20 protein-coding genes and 1 tRNA gene are annotated in these 21,034 nt (G+C 31.7%); 10 read left to right on the top strand and 11 right to left on the bottom strand.

The features are described from left to right. Nucleotides 1-56: 56 nt before the first annotated feature. From O5O44_RS01040 to O5O44_RS01030, 3 genes are read right to left on the bottom strand one after another with little or no spacing between them, the layout of a single operon-like run. A complete protein-coding gene (locus tag O5O44_RS01040) occupies nucleotides 57-230 on the bottom strand; it encodes a hypothetical protein (protein WP_019386879.1) in 174 nt (57 codons plus the stop codon). A 27-nt stretch (nucleotides 231-257) separates the two neighbouring features. Continuing rightward, on the bottom strand, nucleotides 258-1,592 hold the full coding sequence (locus tag O5O44_RS01035) for an MATE family efflux transporter (RefSeq protein WP_289195377.1): 1,335 nt from the start codon (nucleotides 1,590-1,592) through the stop codon (nucleotides 258-260). Further along, nucleotides 1,589-2,089: a GNAT family N-acetyltransferase gene (locus tag O5O44_RS01030; protein ID WP_289195376.1), complete on the bottom strand. Its 501-nt coding sequence runs from the start codon at nucleotides 2,087-2,089 to the stop codon at nucleotides 1,589-1,591. Before O5O44_RS01030 ends, O5O44_RS01035 begins: the two co-directional genes overlap by 4 nt. Nucleotides 2,090-2,145: 56 nt before the next feature. On the opposite strand from O5O44_RS01030, the gene O5O44_RS01025 reads away from it, so the two are divergent. The 5 genes from O5O44_RS01025 (at nucleotide 2,146) to O5O44_RS01005 (ending at nucleotide 5,891) form a co-directional block, all read left to right on the top strand. Continuing rightward, the gene (locus O5O44_RS01025) at nucleotides 2,146-2,940 is read left to right on the top strand and encodes a universal stress protein (protein ID WP_289195375.1); all 795 of its coding nucleotides are present in this window, start codon (nucleotides 2,146-2,148) and stop codon (nucleotides 2,938-2,940) included. Between the two features lie 6 nt (nucleotides 2,941-2,946). Next, a tRNA-Ala gene (locus O5O44_RS01020) sits at nucleotides 2,947-3,020 on the top strand. Between the two features lie 261 nt (nucleotides 3,021-3,281). Then, nucleotides 3,282-3,932, top strand: coding sequence for a DUF4331 family protein (locus O5O44_RS01015; protein WP_019386875.1), 651 nt, complete (start codon nucleotides 3,282-3,284; stop codon nucleotides 3,930-3,932). Between the two features lie 25 nt (nucleotides 3,933-3,957). After that, nucleotides 3,958-4,515, top strand: a complete 558-nt coding sequence (locus O5O44_RS01010; RefSeq protein ID WP_019386874.1) for a DUF4331 family protein — start codon at nucleotides 3,958-3,960, stop codon at nucleotides 4,513-4,515. Nucleotides 4,516-4,598: 83 nt separating this feature from the next. Continuing rightward, nucleotides 4,599-5,891, top strand: a complete 1,293-nt coding sequence (locus O5O44_RS01005) for a tetratricopeptide repeat protein (RefSeq protein WP_289195374.1) — start codon at nucleotides 4,599-4,601, stop codon at nucleotides 5,889-5,891. A 109-nt stretch (nucleotides 5,892-6,000) separates the two neighbouring features. On the opposite strand, the gene O5O44_RS01000 is transcribed toward O5O44_RS01005, so the two are convergent. From O5O44_RS01000 to O5O44_RS00965, 8 genes are all read right to left on the bottom strand, one after another. Beyond that, complete coding sequence (locus O5O44_RS01000) at nucleotides 6,001-6,510, bottom strand: hypothetical protein (protein ID WP_289195373.1); 510 nt, start codon at nucleotides 6,508-6,510, stop codon at nucleotides 6,001-6,003. Between the two features lie 35 nt (nucleotides 6,511-6,545). Next, on the bottom strand, nucleotides 6,546-7,352 hold the full coding sequence (locus tag O5O44_RS00995) for an anti-sigma factor (protein ID WP_289195372.1): 807 nt from the start codon (nucleotides 7,350-7,352) through the stop codon (nucleotides 6,546-6,548). Then, on the bottom strand, nucleotides 7,353-7,883 hold the full coding sequence (locus tag O5O44_RS00990; protein ID WP_289195371.1) for an RNA polymerase sigma factor: 531 nt from the start codon (nucleotides 7,881-7,883) through the stop codon (nucleotides 7,353-7,355). It abuts the gene before it with no gap. 78 nt (nucleotides 7,884-7,961) lie between these two features. Next, complete coding sequence (locus tag O5O44_RS00985) at nucleotides 7,962-8,810, bottom strand: alpha/beta hydrolase family protein (protein WP_289195370.1); 849 nt, start codon at nucleotides 8,808-8,810, stop codon at nucleotides 7,962-7,964. A gap of 2 nt (nucleotides 8,811-8,812) precedes the next feature. Continuing rightward, nucleotides 8,813-11,557 carry a PD-(D/E)XK nuclease family protein gene (locus O5O44_RS00980; RefSeq protein ID WP_289195369.1) on the bottom strand — a complete coding sequence of 915 codons (2,745 nt, stop codon included), beginning with the start codon at nucleotides 11,555-11,557 and terminating at the stop codon, nucleotides 8,813-8,815. 148 nt (nucleotides 11,558-11,705) lie between these two features. Further along, nucleotides 11,706-13,082 carry an OmpA family protein gene (locus O5O44_RS00975; protein WP_026009969.1) on the bottom strand — a complete coding sequence of 459 codons (1,377 nt, stop codon included), beginning with the start codon at nucleotides 13,080-13,082 and terminating at the stop codon, nucleotides 11,706-11,708. A 123-nt stretch (nucleotides 13,083-13,205) separates the two neighbouring features. Continuing rightward, complete coding sequence (kbl, locus tag O5O44_RS00970; RefSeq protein ID WP_289195368.1) at nucleotides 13,206-14,399, bottom strand: glycine C-acetyltransferase; 1,194 nt, start codon at nucleotides 14,397-14,399, stop codon at nucleotides 13,206-13,208. 21 nt (nucleotides 14,400-14,420) lie between these two features. After that, nucleotides 14,421-17,567, bottom strand: a complete 3,147-nt coding sequence (locus O5O44_RS00965) for a UvrD-helicase domain-containing protein (RefSeq protein WP_289195367.1) — start codon at nucleotides 17,565-17,567, stop codon at nucleotides 14,421-14,423. A gap of 125 nt (nucleotides 17,568-17,692) precedes the next feature. Here O5O44_RS00965 and O5O44_RS00960 point away from each other — a divergent pair, with 125 nt between their 5' ends. From O5O44_RS00960 to O5O44_RS00940, 5 genes are all read left to right on the top strand, one after another. After that, on the top strand, nucleotides 17,693-18,301 hold the full coding sequence (locus tag O5O44_RS00960; protein WP_289195366.1) for a superoxide dismutase: 609 nt from the start codon (nucleotides 17,693-17,695) through the stop codon (nucleotides 18,299-18,301). A 138-nt stretch (nucleotides 18,302-18,439) separates the two neighbouring features. Further along, nucleotides 18,440-19,009 carry an RNA polymerase sigma factor gene (locus O5O44_RS00955; RefSeq protein WP_289195365.1) on the top strand — a complete coding sequence of 190 codons (570 nt, stop codon included), beginning with the start codon at nucleotides 18,440-18,442 and terminating at the stop codon, nucleotides 19,007-19,009. Nucleotides 19,010-19,014: 5 nt separating this feature from the next. Next, complete coding sequence (locus tag O5O44_RS00950) at nucleotides 19,015-19,194, top strand: hypothetical protein (RefSeq protein WP_289195364.1); 180 nt, start codon at nucleotides 19,015-19,017, stop codon at nucleotides 19,192-19,194. A gap of 20 nt (nucleotides 19,195-19,214) precedes the next feature. Beyond that, nucleotides 19,215-20,042, top strand: coding sequence for a mechanosensitive ion channel family protein (locus O5O44_RS00945; protein ID WP_289195363.1), 828 nt, complete (start codon nucleotides 19,215-19,217; stop codon nucleotides 20,040-20,042). Between the two features lie 170 nt (nucleotides 20,043-20,212). Continuing rightward, nucleotides 20,213-21,034: a GIN domain-containing protein gene (locus O5O44_RS00940; protein WP_289195362.1), complete on the top strand. Its 822-nt coding sequence runs from the start codon at nucleotides 20,213-20,215 to the stop codon at nucleotides 21,032-21,034.

Here is a 21,034-nt window from a genome sequence, read left to right as displayed (position 1 = left end):
GCTAGTACTAGAAATAATCCGTTTCCGCTGACGAACGACATGATATCCATAAGGCTTTATTGTTGGTTTTTATTTTTACTATATCGATACATTAAATATGCTAATGCCACTAGTATAACGAAAGGCAACATAGAACCTATAAAAACGCCTATTTCATAACCTTGGTCTGGGGCGTTTTTTAATTTTTCTTCAATATCAACTTGTTGAATTAAGGCTAAAAATAGATACATAGTTGTTTCTTAATCTAAGATGCAAAGTTAATTGTTTTGTGCTAGCGGTATAAATATTTTTCTGAATTTTATGATTAAAGGAATACCTCGAGCTATAATCCAGAATGTTATGGCTATAAAAATTGCATGAAGCTTATAACCTAAATTATCTAACCACAATAATATAGGTATGAAAATTAAAAAGGTTGAAAATAATAGCACGTTTCTCAAGTACTTCATTTTACCGAGACCTTTGAAAATACCATCGAAAATAAAAGCTAGGGTACAAAGTGGCTGCATGACTAATACAATCCAGAATACATGATAAAAGGCATTTAACACTTCGGGTTCTTTTGTGAAAATACGCCCAATGGGATAATAGAATACGGCTCCTAAAATACCTAAAAAGATGCCAATTAGAATGCCATATTTTATAAGTTTATTACTTAATGTTATCAGTGTTTTAAAGGATTTTGCTCCATATAACTTGCCAGAAATAATATTACCTGCGCTGGCGTAACCATCTACAATAAAAGCACCAAAAAACCACAAATTAATGGCTATGGTATAGGCTGCAATATATTCTGCGCCATAACTTGTGGCAAAGGCACTTGCCAAATAGAGTGTTACGTTTAGCGCTATAGTTCTAACAAATAGATTTAGAATCATTAAAATAAATCGTTTTATTTCAGGATTAAATGGAAAGCTTGGAATTAAAGGGATATCGGTTTTTTTAAGAAGATAAACCGCTGCAAAAATTGCCATTAATAACTGAGCGATAACACTGGCATAAGCAGCGCCTTTAATATGCATTGGATTTAGTACACCCTCAATCCCATAAACCAAAATAACATCTAGAATGATGTTTGACGCTGCCCCAATAATAGCTATTATCATGGGGTAAAAGGTGTTTTGCAACCCGCGAAAAGCACCAAAAACTGCAATTGTAAATAAGGTAAATGGAAACCCTAAAACACGTATTTTGTAATAATCGATACTGTAATCTAATATTAGATTTGAGGCATTGTAAAGCTTAAAAATTTGTCTTGCAAATGGATATGTGCTAAAAATAATAAGAATACTAAGCGATGTAATAATGAAAATGGCTTGCGAAGGCAGATTTTTAATATCGTCTAAATTATTTGCTCCAACATATTGCGAAACTATGGATGAAATGGCGCTTCTGGTTTGTCCTAATACCCAAATAAGCATTGACATAAAAGTGGTAACAATACCCACTGCTGCTAAAGATTCGGTGGCATTTATATCAATATTTCCAACAATAGCGGCGTCGGTTAAGGATAATACGGGTTCTGATACTCCCGCAATTAAAGCTGGAATAGCAAGTTTGTTGATATGTTTTAAACTAATGGTTGCGCTCAAAAGACTAATTCGTAACAGTGAAAAGGATGTTCACTTTGTTTAGGGAAATATATAGGTTCTAGTTTTTTATATCCGCGAAGTTCGTAAAATTTTTGGTTTCGTTTGTTTTGCGAAAAGGTGTCTAACCGAATAGAAGCATAGTTGTTTTCTTTGGAATAATTTTCAGCAAATTGCATAAGTTGTTGCGCATAGCCTTTACCCTGATAATTAGGATGAACAGCTAGCCTATGAATGTAAATATTATTATTGTTAGGTGTTAACCAATTTACTGGAATATATTCTTCGTCCATAAATGTTGAAATAGTTATGCTTCCTATAATTTTATTTTTGAGCTCTAAAACATACAGTTCATCCTCATGTAAATCTTTGGTAAAAGCCAGATTATTGGGATAATATTCGTTCCACTGAAAAATATTTTTAGAAATCATATGAGCGGCACAGGCCTTTGTAATTTCAATTATAGAATCTATATCGTTTATAGTTGCTTTACGAATCATTAAAATGTTTACTTTTGCTTCAAATTTATTGTAAATTTAGCTTTAAAATTTTTGGTATGAATAATATTTTAGTTCCTGTAGGATCATCAAAAAATGCGGTTAGCCATTTGCAGTATGCAGTTGATTTTGCAGAAGCATTTGGAGCAAGACTTTTTATAGTTCAAGTATATAATGTTTATACCAAGGCTGGTACTATGATTAAGGTCGACCAAATTATTGAAAAAGAAAGTAAGGCTTTTTTAGAAGATTTGGTTTCACAAATAGATACCAAAGGTGTTGAGGTAATAGTGAAAACATTAAAAGGAAAACTTATTGACACATTAGAATTGGCATGTAAAGCTGCTGATGTTGATTTGGTTTTAATTGAACCTAGAACAAATTCTATTAAAGATGAAGTGTATTTAGGAAAAACTTCTGGTAAGATTGTGAAGCAAATGGATGTTCCAGCACTTATTGTTCCAGAGGGCTATAAGTTTTCGGCTATCTCAAACATATTAATGGCAGTAAAATCGGCTATAATAAAAAAAGAAGGCGTTTTAAAACCTCTAATAGCCATTAAAGATAAATTTAAGGCAACAACAGATTTGTTATTGGTAAAAACACCATTTCATAAAGAAGGCGACTTTGAATTACATAAAGATTTGAAGACTATAGTGAACAATATTACCACTACCGAAAACCCTACAACTTTCCAAGGGGTATTAGAACATTTTCAATCGCATAACCCAGATATGTTATGTGTTGTAAGACGTAAACGTGGTTTTTTTGCTAAAAAATGGGAAAAAAATACAATTCTTAAAAAAGATTTCTACAGTCGTATTCCTGTATTGGTTTTAAGTGGATTAAAATAAAGTATTGGGGATGTAGCTCAGTTGGCTAGAGCGCTTGACTGGCAGTCAAGAGGTCGTCGGTTCGAGCCCGATCTTCTCCACATCAATAAAAGACTTTCAAGAAATTGAAGGTCTTTTTTTGTTTTAATTTTTGGCTTTCCACTTTTTTCAAAGTTTTTTTGAAGATATTCTTCGCATCAAAAAATTTCTATCTCTCTATTATTGACGGGCTGTAAGCTCGGATTTTTTCAGACTTCCTGTCCTAATTATTTCTTGTTAACAAAACTTTAACAAAACCCACTTTATCATTTCTTCGTAGGTATTGGCACAAGTGAAAAATTATTAATTAAATCTCAAAAATTATGAAAAAATTTAAAAATGTATTAGGAATTGGAATACTGGCACTAGCCGTATTTTTTGTGGTAGCAGCAGATCATATTGATGCACCAGATGTTCAAGGAGGAACAAGCGATATTACTGATTTTTATGCCTTTCAAGGTGAAAACACAGAAAATTTAGTATTTGTTGCCAATGTACAAGGGTTATTAAGTCCGTCTGCAACGGCAACTGCAAGTTTTGACGAAAATGTTTTAATCGAATTTAACATTGATAACACAGGTGATAATGTGGAAGACTTAGTTATCCAAGCTATTGCAAGACAAGGAAAAATGTATTTCTTCGGTCCTTCAGCTCCAACGTCAACAGGAATTAACAGTACTATTTTAACAAACGCTTCGGCTACAGGAGTCGTAGATATTAGTTTGTATGGGTCTTCTGCTATTGTAGCAAGCAATAATGGTATGTCCTTTTTTGCAGGCCCAAGAGACGATCCGTTTTTTATGGACTTCGCACAGTATAGTGCCATTATTGGTGGTAATGCCTCAAGTTTTAACGACCCTGGGAGCGACACCTTTGCTGGAAGTAATGTGATGTCTGTGGTTGTAGAAGTGCCAAAATCAATGATTGGTAGTTCGGGAACCATAAATACATGGGTAGAAACTAAAAGAAAATAAGATTAACCAATTTAAAACAACAATTATGAAAAATATAAAAATATTAACGATGCTATTAGCGGTTTCAATGATTTCTTTTAACTGTTCAAATAATGACGATAACAATGATTTCATGGCATACGAACCAGATTTTTCTGGAACTTATGTACAACAAGATCAAATGGGAAGACCTGCAGTAAACACCGTGTTTGTTTCAGCTTCTAGTAAAGATATGTTTAACATTACACCGCCTTCTCAACAAAACGCCGCTTTTCAAAGCATGTTCGAAGCGAATTTAACTGCGCTAAGTCCTGCTTACGCTAACGAAGGAGACACTAACGCTTTAGGATTAGATGCCGCAACTTTTACGGGTCTTTTAGCAACAGATGTTTTAAATGTTTCCTTAGACGGAAAAACCACTATTTATGATGGGGAAAATGTTTTAACAGGTCGCGCATTAGCCGATGATGTTATTACAGTTGAACTATTATTAATTTTTGGCGGAGAAGATTTTAGTGAAAATCCTGGATTATCAAATGATAATGTAGATGGAAACGATAAACCTTTTTTGACCTCATTTCCATATCTGGCTTCACCATGGTAGAAGCCCTTCATCAGAGTATGTGTAATAAGCGCATACTCTGATATTTTAAACAAAACAATTCAAACTAATCAAAATATTGAATCATGAAAACGAAAAATATACTCCTAATGCTTGGTTTTATTTTCATTTTATCAAGCTGCACAAAAAATTTAGATAAAATAACACATGTAGAAGATTACAATAGTTATTTACAAAATACTGAGAGCGAGATGTTGCGATTGGCTGAGGAAGACTTTAATTTTTGGGAAAAAAAGCTAGAAAAAGAACCTCAACAGTTTCCTTATTTAGCAAAGGCAGCAGCATCTCAATCTCTTTTATTTAATAAAACAGGCAACATTGATGCATTAATTAAAGCAGAACAATATTTAATTGAAGCCAATGAAAAGACCAACTACTCAAAGGTTGGGTATTTAAGAGCTTTAGCCCGAAATTATATTTCACAGCATAAGTTTAAAGAAGCATTTATACAATTAAAGAAAGCTGAAGCTATTGGCGAAACTTTACAAGCAACCCAAAAAATGCTTTTTGATGTGCATTTAGAATTAGGAAATTATGATCTGGCAAAGTCATATTTAGAAACGTTTAGAAACGATACAGATTTCGATTATTTAATTCGATTATCTAAATGGTCAGACTATCGCGGAAATTTAGATGCTACCATAAAATATATGGAGCAAGCCAAAAAGATTGCTGAATCTTCGAATCTTTCCGGAATGAAACAATGGACATATACCAATTTAGCCGATTATTATGGTCATGCTGGTAATATTAAGGCATCGTACGTTCACTATTTAAAAGCTTTAGAATTAAATCCTGATGATGCTTATGCTAAAAAAGGAATTGCTTGGATTGTTTATTCGCATGAGAAAAACCCAGACGAGGCCCTTCGTATTTTGAATATGGCAACAACAACTTACAATGCGCCAGATTATCATTTATTAAAGGCTGAAATAGCCGAATATAAAGGCGATTTAAAAATGATGAATGCGCAGATTGAATTATATCACGAAGCTGTAAAAAATCCATATTATGGCAGTATGTACAATGCGCATAATGCGAAGTTATATGCCGAAGATGAAATTAAAATAGAGCAAGCTTTAAAAGTAGCTAAAACAGAGATTGATAATAGACCTACACCACAATCTTATGATTTATTAGCTTGGACCTATTTTAATCGTGGAGCTATTGATGAAGCTTTAAAGGTTATGGAGAACCACGTGGTTAATAAGACTTATGAGCCTGAAGCTTTATATCATTTAGCTGAAGTTTATAAAGCGGCTGGTCATGTAAAAAAAGCTAAGAAATTAAAACAGGAATTACTAGAAAGCAGTTTTGAATTGGGGCCATTAATGGAAGATAAAATTAAAAATATATAAGTGATTATTGATTTACATTCAATTAGATTTAGGGGATTTATTTGAAGTATTTTGGTGAAGTTTGGTTTGATTGTGAGTGCGTCTGTAATGATTACAGGCGCATTCTTTTTTATTTTAGTTGCTTACGTTCACATAAATCAAATTTCAATTTTGAAGATGTAAACTCTACAATACAGTCTGTCAATCCCAATTTTAAGAAAGTTGAGTCAACATCTATTACTTCAATGTCTTTATTAAACATCCCAAAAACGAATGTTCTTTTCAATTTTAAATAGGCTTCACTTCCAGGTCCAGCAAAATATTCTTGATTAGCATATACAATTTCATAATTATTTATGACCCAAGATTTATGCAAGTTTTCAGATTGCGAAAAATCTCGAACAAATTCAAAGAACAGAATAATGAAAACAATTACAATTGTAACCAAAGTAAGTAATAATCGAATGCCTAAATGTTTTGAATACCAGAAAACAAATCCGACGCACATTATTAAATTTAGAAGTGCAATGGTATACGTGTTCGCTAGGGTAAAACGAAGTTCAGAATTATAAACAAGTAATTCGGCAATCACAATCACAACCAGTATTATGGCTTGAATGTCTTTCGTTTTCTTCTGCATCGACAGTATCTAAATAAATTGAAAAGAGAATTAAATTACGAAGCTGTATCAACCACACCCAAAGTGTAGAGTTGCTCTAACGTTGGCGATTCGCTTCCTCCTGCAGGTTCTAAAGTAATTCCAAATGCTTGAGAAGCATTCGCATTTTCTATAACGAAAATCTTGTTTTCATCGGTATTAAAGTCATCAAGAATACCTAAACTCGTTGGTGTTAGAGGGTTTAAAGTTAACGACCACACTTGATAAACTTTACCTTCTGGTGGTGTTGGTAAACCTTGAACATCTAAATAAATATTATTAGAATTTTTATCCCAATATACTTTAGCATAAGCTTCAGGGTACACTTGTTGACCGTCAAGCGGAACAGAAATAATATTTCTATCCCTAAGTACAGAAATAAGCTCTTTAGCCTTTGTTAAGCTATTATTTGCGTTTTCTATTTGTACTTCTAAGAGTTGCTCGTTAGTTTCGGCAATTTTTATTTTAGATTTTAGTTCGTTATTTTCTGAAGTTGCCCAGAATAAACCGGCAGCCAGAACGATAGATGCAGCCCAACCTGCATAGTTAAACCAATTGGTTTTACCCTTGTTTAAAGGAATGACCTTATTGTCGTTATCGTTAAAATCTAGACTTTCTTTTATAGAATTGAATATGTTTTTTGAACCTTGAGGTGCTGTGGCAGCTGTAAGTTTAATTATTGAAGCTTCTATGTTCTGAACTTCTGTGAGTATTTCGGGATGTTTAAGCATAAGCGCGTAAACCTCTTCATTCTCTTTTTCAGAAAGGGCTCCTGCAACGTATAGTTCTAATATACCAGATTCTATGTATGCTTTTATATCCATTTAAACTTCTAGTAAACTTCTAAGCTCGTTTATACAATTTCTATTTCTTGTTTTAATCGTGCCAATTGGCATTTTTAATGTTTCTGAGGCTTCCTTCTGTGTATATCCCTTAAAATATAACAGTTCAATAACTTCAATACATTTTTTCGCAAGCTTAGAAACAAACGCTTTTATGCCAATAGCATCGGTTTGATTCTCTAAACTATCTTGGTTTTGTAATATATCTACGAAAAAATCGGAGTTGAGGTTTTGTTTTGTATTCTTAAAATTTTTAGAACGTGTTTTATCTATTGCAGCGTTACGTGCAATATTTAAAATCCATGTAAAAAAACGACCCTTTTCAGCAGAATAGGTAGCCGATTTGTGCCATACTTTTACAAACACATCCTGCATAACCTCTTCGGCTATAGCTTCATCTCTCACAATATTATAAATAACCCCATGCATACTTTCGCTATACATATTGTAAAGCGTTTCAAAAGCTTTTTCGTCTTTTTGTTTAAATTGAAGTATTAGGGATTCTAATTGCATGAATTTTATTTAGCAACTCAATGTAGTAATAAAATGTATAGTATAAAAGATGTTAGCTAGAATAGTTTTAGAGCGAGCTCAGGATTTATTTTTCAAAAAAGTAATAATTTCAGTTGAAGCATCTTTTAAATCTTGAGGCAATATGTTTTTGTTCCATGGATGAGAAGCTCCAAAAACATGGTTAGCACCTTTAATTACTTTGAATAAACTATTCGGGTTCCATTTTTTTAAATCATAGGCTTCATCAATAACTACACTAGTATCTGCATCACCATGAATAATTAAATATGGAATTTTTAAATTAGAAACAGCACGTTCAATAGTTAACCGTTCTTCATTAGCTTTATAATCTTCGTAAAACTGGTAAAAATGTGGCATCTGCTGTTTTGTTCGTCCGTTTAGAACGTACTTTACACCATCTTTTTTCCATTGTTCTAAATCTCCTGATGTAGACGTTCTTTTTCCAAATTCTGAAACACCAGCAAGACTTACCACTTTTTTTATTTTAAGATTTTCTTCAGCTTTAATAGTAACAATACCTCCTGCTCTACTATGCCCAATTAAGTTGATATTATTGGTATTAGCTTCGGTTTTGTAACTTTCATTCAAACAAATCCAGTTAATTACCGATTCTAGATCGTCAAGTTCTTTTGTGTAATTATTGTTTCCAAAGGCCTCTAAATCTGGAAAATCAATGGGTTGTTCTGCGGTTCCGCCATTGTGTGAAAAATTAAACTTTATAAAAAAGAATCCAGCTTCAGCAATTAACTTCGCCATTAAATCCCAAGCGCCCCAATCTTTAAAACCTTTATATCCATGACAAAAAATAACAATAGGCTTCATGGTTCCATCATTTTTGAAAAACAAATCGGTTACAATAGGGCGATTATGTTTACCAGAAATTAATATGTTTTTTAAAATAGTCATAACTACAAGATTTCTTTTTCTACAAAATCGATTTTAGGGTTGCAAATTTCTAATATTAGGTTTGTTAATTGGGCTTCAAAGGCTTTAAGCGTATTATCATTAATCAAAGTACCATGACCATTCTTCTCATTAAATTTTATGAATCCAGAACTTAGGTTTTTAAAAGATATAATACCAGCTTCAACAGGAAAGTTTATTTTATTGGCTTTGTTAAGCATGTATACATAAGTTAGTACTTGAAAAGGTTTGCTGTACTTTTTATAGTCGGTAGTGATATCTTCCCAATCTTGCACTGCCACTTGACCTTTTAGAACACTTCCTGTTTTATAATCGATAATTCTAGTGATGCCGTTGTACTCATCAATCCTATCTACTTTTCCTTTAATATTAACAGGAAAATCAAGTTCAGGAATTTCTATTGAAACATTATTTTCTGCTTCAACTTCAATGATTTTAATGGTGTTGCCGGCTTTTAAATCTTGAATTTCTAAATCTAAAAAATTAGAAACAAAACGTTTGGCAATTTCAAAAATAATCAGGTTTTTTCCTTTGGTTATATCACCTTCTTTGTATTCATTTTTAAAATGATAAGTTATGGTTTGCTGTATTTTGGGTTTTAAACTTTTTACATCATCTACAGTTAAAAGCCTTCCTTTAAAAGGTTTGTAAAAATCTTCAAGAGTGTTGTGTACAACAGTTCCAAGTGTGTTTGCAGCAACAGTTTCTTCAACATCATTGTGCTCTTTTATTTTTAAAACTTTCTGATAATAAAAATCAATGGGGTTTCTGATATAATTAGTTAAAGATGAAGGTGAAAATCCTTCATTTGCCAGTACTACAAGTTGTTGCTGTAAAGAATCTGTTTTTGTAATGACATTTAATTGAGTTTCAATAGTTGGAACTTGAGGCGTAATTATTTGATGATTGATATTATGAATAGGCTCTAAATCCAGTTGTGTAATAAATCTACTCTTTTCGCCTCCTGTTAGTACATCGGCTTCAGTATTGTAAAGAATGTATACATTTTTAGCGCGCTGTAAAAGTCGGTAGAAGTGGTACGTATATACCGCATCTTTTTCTTTGTATGTAGGTAAGTTATTTTCTAGTTTAACATCAAACGGAATAAAAGAATTATTACTTTTCCCTGCAGGTAATATGCCTTCATTTACAGAAGAAATAATTACCGTTTCAAAATCTAAAACACGAGATTCTAGCATACCCATAAGCTGTAAACCTTGTAAAGGTTCTCCTTGAAAATCTAGAGTTTCACTGCTTAAAAGTTCTTTGTAAATACTATATAATGTTGAAATATCTTTTATATGTTCGTGTTCGGAATTTAATCTGATGAGTTCATTAAAGAGCTCGTTAAAACGAAAAACATATTCTAAAGTTAATAGGTTCGATTTTTTATTATTATCCAACAAAGATTTGATGCTTAGAATAAGCTTTGAACAATTTTCTAAAGCTAAAACCATAGAGTTTTCCCAATTTGAAAATAATAACTCGATAATGTTACTGCAGGGTTTAGCTATTTTTGTTAAACGATGTTTGTCTAAATAAACTAGGTTGTTCTTATCAATTGTTTCAATAATTTTTGAAGCATAATCTATACCATCAAACAGAAACAGAGGGTTTATAAATTGATGTGATACAATATTAATAACATCCTTGAAGTAAAATGTATTAGTATTGTTTTTGTGTAAATGAAAAAGGTGGTCGAATAACGAAGCCAATGGGATAGATTTTAAAGGAAATCCCATCGTAATATTTAAAGCCTGAATAGTTTCAGGAAGCGAATTAAGGACCGGAATTAATAAATTTTCATCGCCTAAAACTACCGCAGTATTGCTCAAGGAGTCATTGTCTTGTTGAAGCTTTTTTAAAAGTGAACCTACGTATTTAGCCTGACCTATATTTTTAGGAATTCCAATAGCTGATATGTTTTTATCTTTGGTATAGTTTTCGGTATTCCAATTAAAAGGATTGTTTTTAAAGTACTTCCAGTTTTTTAAATGTTGTCTTGCAAATAAGGCTGCATCATGTTTTTGATTATTCATGAATACTTTATCTATATCACAATAAATTTTAGCTAAATCATTTTGTAATAATTCTTGTATAATCGTTTCTTCAGCTGTATTTAAGGCATTAAAGCCAATGAAAACATGTTTCTTATCTGCGTTGTTTTGTATGTAAGCTTCTAGATTATCTACGGCTTCTCGGTAAATTAAACCTTGATATCCAATCTTTTTATTTAAAAGCGAATCTGTAAAATGTGTATAGTAGGCGTGAAGTTTATTCCAAAATAAGATATAGTTTTTGACAAATTCGGTTTGATTTTTTTCTACCGACCAATGTTTTAAGTCTTGAATGGCACTTAAATAATCGAAAATATTTTTATGTGGAATTAAATAACGATCAATTTCGTTAAAATCTTGCAGTAAAATTTGAGACCATTTTGAAAACGTTTCAAAAGAATCGGCACTTTCTTTTTTGGTTAATTGTAAATAGGTATTGTAAAACTCGAATAAAAGCTCTGTATTAGATATAGATTTTAGTTGAGATAATTCTTCTACAAATTCTTCAATACTTAAAATTTGAGGTGCAAATATGGTTTTATTTACAACTTGAGATAATTGATGGTTTAAAAATAATCCAGCTCTTTTACTGGGCAAAACAAAGGTTAGCTCAGATAGGTTTTCGTTATTATTTTTTAATTCTTTTAAAACCTCAAAAATGAATGTTGTCATGCTAGTTAATTTTTATAATTTGATAAAGTTAAAAAGTAACTGTTTGTTTGATTCATTTTTGTTTCGCTGTAAGTTTTATAAAAATAAAAAACGCTTCGGATATCCGAAGCGTTTTTTGTAAACTTATTTATTTAAAATTTTCTTTAGCTTATTTTGCTAAGTTAATTTCAACACGTCTGTTATTAGCTCTACCAGATCTAGTCTTGTTAGTGTCAATTGGTTTTGATTCACCATATCCAAGAGCAGAAAGTCTGAAAGCATCAATTCCGTTTTCAACTAAATATTCTTTTACAGAATTAGCTCTAGAATCAGATAATCTTTGGTTTAATTTTTCGCTACCTACACTATCAGTATGACCTTCTACTGTAAATTTAGCAGTTGGGTATTCTTTAAGAATTCCAATGATATCAGCTAATACAGCTGCAGATTGAGCTTTAATAGTTGATTTTCCAGTATCAAATAAGATAGTTTTAGCATACTCATTTAAAGTTTTTTGAACTGCTTCTGATACTTCAGGACAACCATTGTTAGCAACAGTACCTTTAACATCTGGACAGTTATCATCTTTATCTAATACACCGTCACCGTCTTTATCTGGCCATGGGCAACCATTGTTAGCAGCAGGACCTGCTTCGCTAGGACATTTATCGTCAGCATCAGTAACACCGTCACCGTCAGCATCAGGACAACCAGCTAAAGCTTTTAAACCAGCAACTGTAGGACAGTTATCTTTGTTATCAGCAATTCCGTCACCGTCAGTATCAGGACATCCGTTAAGCTCAGCTAAACCAGCTTCGTTAGGACAATCATCTTTACTATCTTCAATTCCGTCACCGTCAGTATCAGGACATCCGTTGAATGCTTCTAAACCAGCAACATCTGGACAAGCATCATCTTTGTCATATATTCCGTCACCGTCAGTATCAGTTCCACCAAATTTGATAGAGATACCAGCAGTATGTTGGAAATGTGTATCTAAATAATCTTCGAAAGCATGTTTGTAAGCTGTTTGTACAGTTAAACCGATGTTATCACTGAACCAAACATTGAAACCTAAAGTACCATTTAATGTACCAGCTCCAATTTCATCTACCCAAGTGTAACCACCACCAAGTCCTACGAAAGGATCGAAAGTGTGACCTTCAGAGAAGTTATATTTGATTGTACCATCTACACCGTAGTATGACCAATCACTAACATTGTTAGTTACATCAGGATTTGAGCTTTTATCACCCCATTTATCTATTTTGTTTAAAGATCCAGTAAGCCCAAAAGAGAAACCATCGCTTAAGTACTTCGATACAGAGATCGTTGATAATGATGGTAAAATGTTCCAGTGATCAGTTACATTACCGAACTCATCAAAAATAGTTTCACTAAATAAACCACCATCTCCATTTGGGTAGGCATCTACTGCGTTTACTCCAATGGTGATTTGCCATGGATTGTTTTGGTCTTGCGCATTTACGTTGCTATAACCAAGTACAAGCAACATAGCGAACAATAATCTGCTAAGATTTTTCATATTCAAAAGTTTAATTTTTAAGTGTTAATTGTGAACAAAAGTAAGTTGTTAAATGTTATTAACAAAGACAAATATATAAAAAAATAGAAGATTTATGCAGTTCGTCGATAGTTCAGAATGAATTTAGATAATTTTAAGGGCTTGACCTACTTTTATAAAGGCTTGTAAAGCCTTATCTAAGTGTGATTTGGTGTGTGCTGCCGACAGTTGCACACGAATTCTTGCTTTTTCTTTTGGAACTACTGGAAAAAAGAACCCAATAACATAAATTCCTTCCTTTAATAGCATATTTGCCATTGTTTGAGAGAGTTTGGCATCATATAACATAACAGGAACGATTGCAGAGTCTCCATCTATTATATCGAAACCAGCAGTCTTCATACCTTTTTTAAAATAATTAGTATTCCATTCTAAGGTATCTCTAAGCTCGGTGTTATTGGATAACATATCAAATACTTTTATTGATGCTCCAACAATGGCGGGCGCTAATGAATTTGAAAATAAATATGGTCTTGAGCGTTGGCGTAGCATATCGATAATTTCTTTTTTACCAGTAGTATAACCACCCATAGCACCGCCTAAAGCTTTTCCTAATGTACCGGTTATAATGTCTATTCTATTTAAAACGCCTTTTTCTTCAAGAGTACCTCTACCTGTTTTGCCTATAAAACCTGTGGCATGACATTCATCAATCATTACTAAGGCTTCATGTTTTTCAGCTAAATCGCAAATTTTATCTAATGGAGCTACAAGTCCATCCATTGAAAACACACCATCTGTAACAATTATTTTAAATCGAGCATTATTTTTATTGGCTGTAATAAGTTGCTTTTCTAGGTCTGCCATATCATTATTTTGATAGCGATATCTTGCGGCCTTGCATAATCGAACACCATCAATTATGGAAGCATGATTTAATGAATCTGATATAATGGCGTCTTCTGCACCTAACAAAGGTTCAAAAACCCCTCCATTAGCATCAAAAGCTGCAGCATATAATATGGTGTCTTCGGTTTGATAAAAATCTGCGATTTTTTGCTCTAGCGTTTTATGAATATCTTGGGTGCCGCAGATAAATCGAACCGAACTCATTCCAAACCCGTGAGTATCCATGGTATCTTTAGCTGCTTGAATAACTTCTGGATGCGAGGAAAGGCCTAAATAATTATTGGCACAAAAATTTAAAACAGTTTCTCCTGTATTTAAAGTAATTTCTGCACCTTGCGCGGAAGTTATGATGCGTTCTTCCTTATAAAGTCCATTATTTTTTATGTCTTGTAGTTCATCTTGAAGATGATTTTTCAGTTTTCCGTACATTTTATTGCGTTTTATGCAAATTTAAACATCTTTTACTAAAATATCATCATTTATATAAATAAGAATCTTTCTTTTAACCTTAATATTCATGTCTTCTAAAACATCTTGATAAGTTTGAAGCTGCTGTGCATATTTTTTATCTTCTAACCCCGTTTTATAATCTATAATAACGGCTTCATTATTATCATTAATTATAACTCTGTCGGGTCTTAAAATTATCCCGTTACTTGATATAATATCACGCTCATTATATATGGTGTTTTTGGAAGTAAAAAAATCTTGTAATTTTGGATGATTCACAATGGCTTCTACAGTTTCTTTTAAAAAAGAGGCTTGATTTGCTGTTACTGTTGAAGAAGTCACGAAATCGTTAATTACATAGGCTATATCGTCATAGGTATTTACTTTAGCCATAATATTATGGATAAGGTTTCCTTTTTCTATGGCTTCTTGCTGAGAGGTATCCCATAGTAAACCAGATTTAGTAACCACTTTTATATTTCGATCTTCTTTTGCTGTTGAAACAAATTCGCTTTGCGTTTCAGTTTTCTTATTAGTTTCTCTACTTTCTGATGTTTTTTTGTAATCACCAAAGCTATAAGTAGTTTCATTAGTATTCCAAATACCTAAATGTTGCAGGTAACTAATTAATAATCCTGAATATTTCTTGGTATTGGCTTCGCCTTTAGCTGTTATATCTAATGTTGAAATAACATGAAGTTGCTCAATAGCACGTGTTAAGGCAACGTACAAAACATTAATATTATCTAACTCTTGTTCAGATTTGTGTTTGTAGAAGATGCGCAATCCCTCTTCACCATAATGTTCAAAATCTTTATTATAGTTGAGAAGGGCATGAGTAAAACCATTATATTTTTGTTTATCTAACTCAAACCACTCTTGTGGCTCAAAATCCCTGTAAATATCTGTATCAGCATATGGAAAAATAACTACAGGAAACTCTAAACCTTTTGATTTATGAATGGTCATGATTTGCACCGCTTCTTGACCTTGTGGCGAGATAATAGTTAAACTATCTTTTTTCTTATCAAAATAATCTAAAAAAGCAGCAATATCGGATCCTTTCTTCTGTGTGAAATCTAAAACAACATCTAAATAAAATTGCACATAAGCGTTCGATTTTTTTACTAATTTAAATTGCCTAACTATAGTTTCAGCTAAATCGTAAAGCGGTAATTGCAATAATGTATTAGCATCAACAAAAACCTCGTAATTCTCAAAACTTTTTAAAAGCTTTTCAGTTGAAATTTGGATATGATTTACAAAAAATTGATGTTTATCTTCAATATGAAAAAGCGAGGTTAAATAATTAAGAACCTTAATTTTTGTTTCATTGTTTTCTGGCTGAATAAGAAGCAATAGTAAATTATTAATAAAGACAACCTCTGGAGAATTATTAATAAGTAAAGTATCTGAAGATATAATGGCTATCCCATTTGAACTTAAATAATCAGCTATCGCAACACCTTCCTTTTTGCTTCTAACTAAAACACAAATATCTTTTAACTCAAAGCCATTGTTTTTACATGTATTTATCGTGTTTAAAACTGCTTCAGGGAATAGTTCGTTTTTATCATCTTCTTTGTTAATTTCTAAAAATGAAAGTTTTACATAGCCATCATTTGCTATTGTAGTATTTTGATGTGCATTTTCGTAAAGCGTTTTATAGTCATTATTATTGAAAACAAATTGCGACAAATACTTAAAAAAATCATTGTTGAATTTTACTATTTCTTTGAAGCTACGGTAGTTTTCTTCAAGATTTCTTACCTCTTGTTCAACATGAAAAGGCTTGCTTTTTTGTGCAAATAAATCGATAAATTGTTCTGCTTTTCCTCCGCGCCATCTATAAATAGCTTGTTTAGCATCACCAACAAGCATGATGCTTCCTCCATTGTAATCAAGTGCGTTACCTTGCAATGGCATTAAGTTTTCCCATTGCATCTCAGAGGTGTCTTGAAACTCATCTATAAAATAATGTTTAAATTTTTCGCCCAAACGTTCGTAGATAAAGGGTGTAGGTTGATCTTTAATTTCATTACTTATTATAGTGTTAAATTCTGAAATCAACATTTTATTTTGGTCTTCTTTCAAAATATTTAATTCATTATCGATGGCTTTTAAAACAGATATTGGCGATATGTTTTTATAAAACGCATGCAAAAATTTTAAATGAAAAACCGCTTTTTTTGTAAGCTTGAAAGATGAAACCAGTTCTGGTTTTATACCGTCCAATATGATTTTTATATCTTCTGTTCTGGTTTTTTTTGGATACAGGGGTTTCTCTTCTAAATTAGCAATCCAAGCAGTTGAAAAATTTATATCTAGATTACCATCTTTTAATTTCAAAAAATAGTTAGGTAAATACGCATTACTTCCACCTGAAAAATCTGAATGTTCTAAACCAGCTTCCTCAATTAAACTAAGCACACTTTCAGCACTTTTTACAAGTTGTTTTTCTACAACAGTAATTTCAGATCGAAGCTGTTTTTTTAGCAGATTAAAATCTTCTAAAGTCTTATCATTTAATGTGTTAATGTAAGGCGCATCGTTTTCACTAACCAGTAGTTTAGCAATCTTATTAAAATCGTAGGCGATGTCCCAACTTTTGTCATCATCGGCTTTTTCAATGGCAAAATCTACTAATATTTTTGTTAAAACATTATCAGTTCCAGCCTTAGCAATTAAACTATCAACAGCTTCAAAAAGTATAGATTCATAATCTAATTCCACTTCAAAATTTAAAGGCAGTTTTAAATCGTAAGCAAAAGTTCTAATTAACTTATGTGTAAATTTATCAATGGTCGAAATATCAAAAGCAGCATAGTTATGCAGTATGGTATCTAAAATAATTTTTGATTTTTCGTGTATTTCACTGGGTTCGATTCCTGTTTCTTCACAAATGCTTTTAAACATGGAGTTACCTTCCGTTAAAATACCATCATTAGAAAACGTTTTAAGCATTTCAATGATACGATCTTTCATTTCAGCGACGGCTTTATTGGTAAAAGTAATTGCTAAAACACGCTTAAAAAAGTCAGGTTGATTGGAGTTAAATAATACCTTTAAATATTCTTTTACAAGTGTATACGTTTTTCCGCTGCCAGCAGAGGCGTTATATATGATAAAAGGATGCGTTTGCTGCATAAAGAATGATTTGCCTACAAGATAAAAACTATCAATGGTTTCATAACAATTTATTATTTTTTATTGAGCCGTTTTATGCGTAAATTTGGAAGGAATAAAATATTAATAAATAAAAACAAAAAATTATGGCTTTCGAATTACCGAAATTAGGATATGCTTATGATGCTTTAGAACCTCATATTGATGCTAGAACAATGGAAATACATCATACTAAGCATCATGCTGGTTATACGAACAATTTAAATAACGCTATAGCTGGAACAGCTTTAGAAGGAAAATCTATTGAAGATATTCTTGCGAATTTAGATATGAGTAATGCTGCAGTGAGAAATAATGGAGGAGGATTTTATAACCACTCATTATTTTGGAGTGTTATGAACCCTGAAGGTAAAGGGTACCTTTCTGGAGATTTAAAAGATGCTATAGAAGCAGCTTACGGATCAAAAGATGCTTTTGTTGAGGCTTTTAGTAAAGCAGCAGCAACGCGTTTTGGTTCAGGTTGGGCATGGTTATGTGTGCACAAAGGGGGTAAGGTAGAAGTTTGTTCTTCTCCAAATCAAGATAACCCATTAATGCCAGGAGTTGGTTGTGGAGGAACACCAATTTTAGGACTTGACGTATGGGAACATGCGTATTACTTAAACTATCAAAATCGTCGTCCAGATTACATCAAAGCATTTTTTAATGTGCTTAACTGGAACGAAGTTGAAAAACGTTACGCAGAGGCTAAATAAGTTTCAATTACATATTTAAATAAAAAAACGCCCAGAGAACTTTCTGGGCGTTTTTTTATGCTTTAAACTTAACTTTCATAAAAAAAGTGACTTTTTTAAAAAGTACCAGTCACAATTATATAACTAATTAACAAAGTTGTGAAAAACGACAATTCATTCCAAAATCTAACTGATGAGGAACTTGTTGAACAAATTATTAAAACCAATAACGATATTTTATTTGGAGCGCTATATGAAAGATTTTCACATGTAGTCTATAATAAATGTTATGGCTTTACGAAAACTAAGGTTGAAGCGCAAGATTTAGCTCAAGATGTATTTATAAAACTATACCAAAAATTATCTTCTTTTAGCGGTAAATCAAAATTTTCGACTTGGCTTTATGCTTTTACATACAATTTATGTGTGGACTATGTAAACAAAAATGTACTACAAAAAGTGCATAGCGATGATCTAGAACCTGAAGATTTTGAGCATTTACAAATAGAAGTAGAAGACTACTCATTATTTCAGTTAAAAGAAAACACTCTAAAAAAAGCCTTAGAAATAATTGCACCTGAAGATAAAATGATTCTGCTTTTAAAATATCAAGACGATTTTTCAATTAAAAACCTCACGGAAGTTTTAGAAATAAGTGAAAGCGCGGTGAAAATGAGACTTAAAAGAGCAAAAGCAAGAATAATTGAGGCTTATAATTCATTAAGATAATACCTATGGAAAATCCGTTTAAAAAAATAGCCATTCCCCCACAAGATGTGCCAAAGGAATTAAAAAATAAAGTGATGACAGACGTTGCAAGAATGAAGTTGCTTAAAGATATAACAGATTTGTTCTCGAATAATTATACAAACGCTGCAAAAGCTTTTTTTGAAAAAAAGAAAAATAATAACTAACTAAATTAATAATAAAAACAATGGAAACAATTACAAACATTAAGGATCTAACAATAGAATCTTTGAACCAAATGGCAAAAAATATTGCAGAGGTAGCACCAAAAGTAATATTTGCAATTTTAATTCTAATCATTGGCTGGTTAATAACTAAAGTCATTGCATTGGTATTAAAAAGGATGTTGAAATTCGCAAAAGTTGATAAACTAACAGATATAATTAACGATAAAAACCTATTTGGGAATACCGATTTAAAATTCAATGTAACAACAGTAATTGTTGGCTTTGTAAAATGGGTTATGTTTTTAGTCTTTTTAATTATTGCTTCCGATGTAATGAATTGGGAAATCGTATCGGTAGAAATAGGGAATTTATTACGCTATTTACCACGCTTGTTTAGTGCCATTGCTTTGTTTATGGTAGGATTATACATTGCTAACTTTATTAAAAAAGCAATAAGAGGATTGTTCGAATCTTTTGATTTAGCTGGTGATAGAGCAATAAGTAATTTGGTGTTTTATGTAATTATAATAACTATAACTATTACTGCCTTGAATCAAGCGGGAATTGATACAGATATAGTTACTAATAACCTTACAATAATTTTAGGTGCTATTTTATTAACCGTTGCTCTAGGTTTTGGATTTGGTTCTCGAGAAGTAATTAAAAGCTTGTTGTTTTCATTTTACTCAAAGAAAAATTTTGAAGTAGGACAAATAATTTCAATGGATGATATAACAGGTAAAATAGTATCTATAGATAATATTTGTGTAAACGTGCAAGTAAATGAAGATATTATAGTAATTCCTATCAAAGAATTAGTAGATACAAGAGTGACTAAAAAAGGATAATGACTTACAATGAAAAACTTGCAAAAACGATAAACTGTGAACAAGGTAAGTTGATTAAAGCAAGTTTTCAGAGTAACGAAGAGCGATTATTTAAAGCTTAATGTGTAGAATAAATATTTCTCTTGTGGAGAATAATCGCCTCTTTTTGTTTTAATAATAAAAAAGCTAAAATGAAAAACATAATATGTGTTCTAGTGGTTCTATTTTCTATAATGGTATCCGCTCAAAAAAAAGAAAAGATTAAAGGTAATAAGGAAGTAATTGAAGTTTATAATAATTTGGAATCATTCTCCCAGATTGAAATATCAGATCAGTTAGAGGTTTTTTTAATGCAAACTGGTTCTGAAGGTTATAGCTTAAAAACAGATTCTAATTTAATTAATTCTATAAAATTAGAAGTTATTGATAGCATTTTAAAAGTTTACACAACAAGAAATATTGTTTCAAATAAAAAATTGGAACTAAATATAACTTTCCAAAAATTAAATAAAATTAGTCTATCTAATAAAGCTAAGCTTAAAGGTAATAATATGTTTAGGTTAGAGGCATTAGCTATAAATAGTTTGAGTAACTCTGATTTTGAATTAGATATTGTTTCTAATGATGTTTCAATTCGAATGGATGGAAATTCAAATGGTAAACTTAAACTTAATGGCGAAGCATTAACTATGGTTTTAAATGATAATGCGTTTATAAAAGGAAGCGTATCGCTAACTAATTTTAATTTAACAGTAAATAAAAGAGCTGATTTGAATATTGAAGGCAGTTGTGATAATCTCAATTTAATAGCCACAGGATCTTCCGATATAAAGGCTAAAAATTTAAAAGCCACTAATGCTGTTATTAATGGATCGAATACATCTGATATTTATGTGTATTCAAGTAAAAATTTAAATGTTTATGCCAAAGGCAAAACATTCGTTTATGTATATGGAAATCCAGAAATTAAGGTTGAGGGTTTAAATGATAAATCTCAAATAATTAAAAAATAG

This window comes from Algibacter luteus (assembly GCF_030344935.1).
GTDB classification, from domain to species: Bacteria; Bacteroidota; Bacteroidia; order Flavobacteriales; family Flavobacteriaceae; genus Arenitalea; species Arenitalea lutea.
Note: the sequence above shows the minus strand (reverse complement) of the source record. Positions and strands in the feature narration are given on the sequence as shown.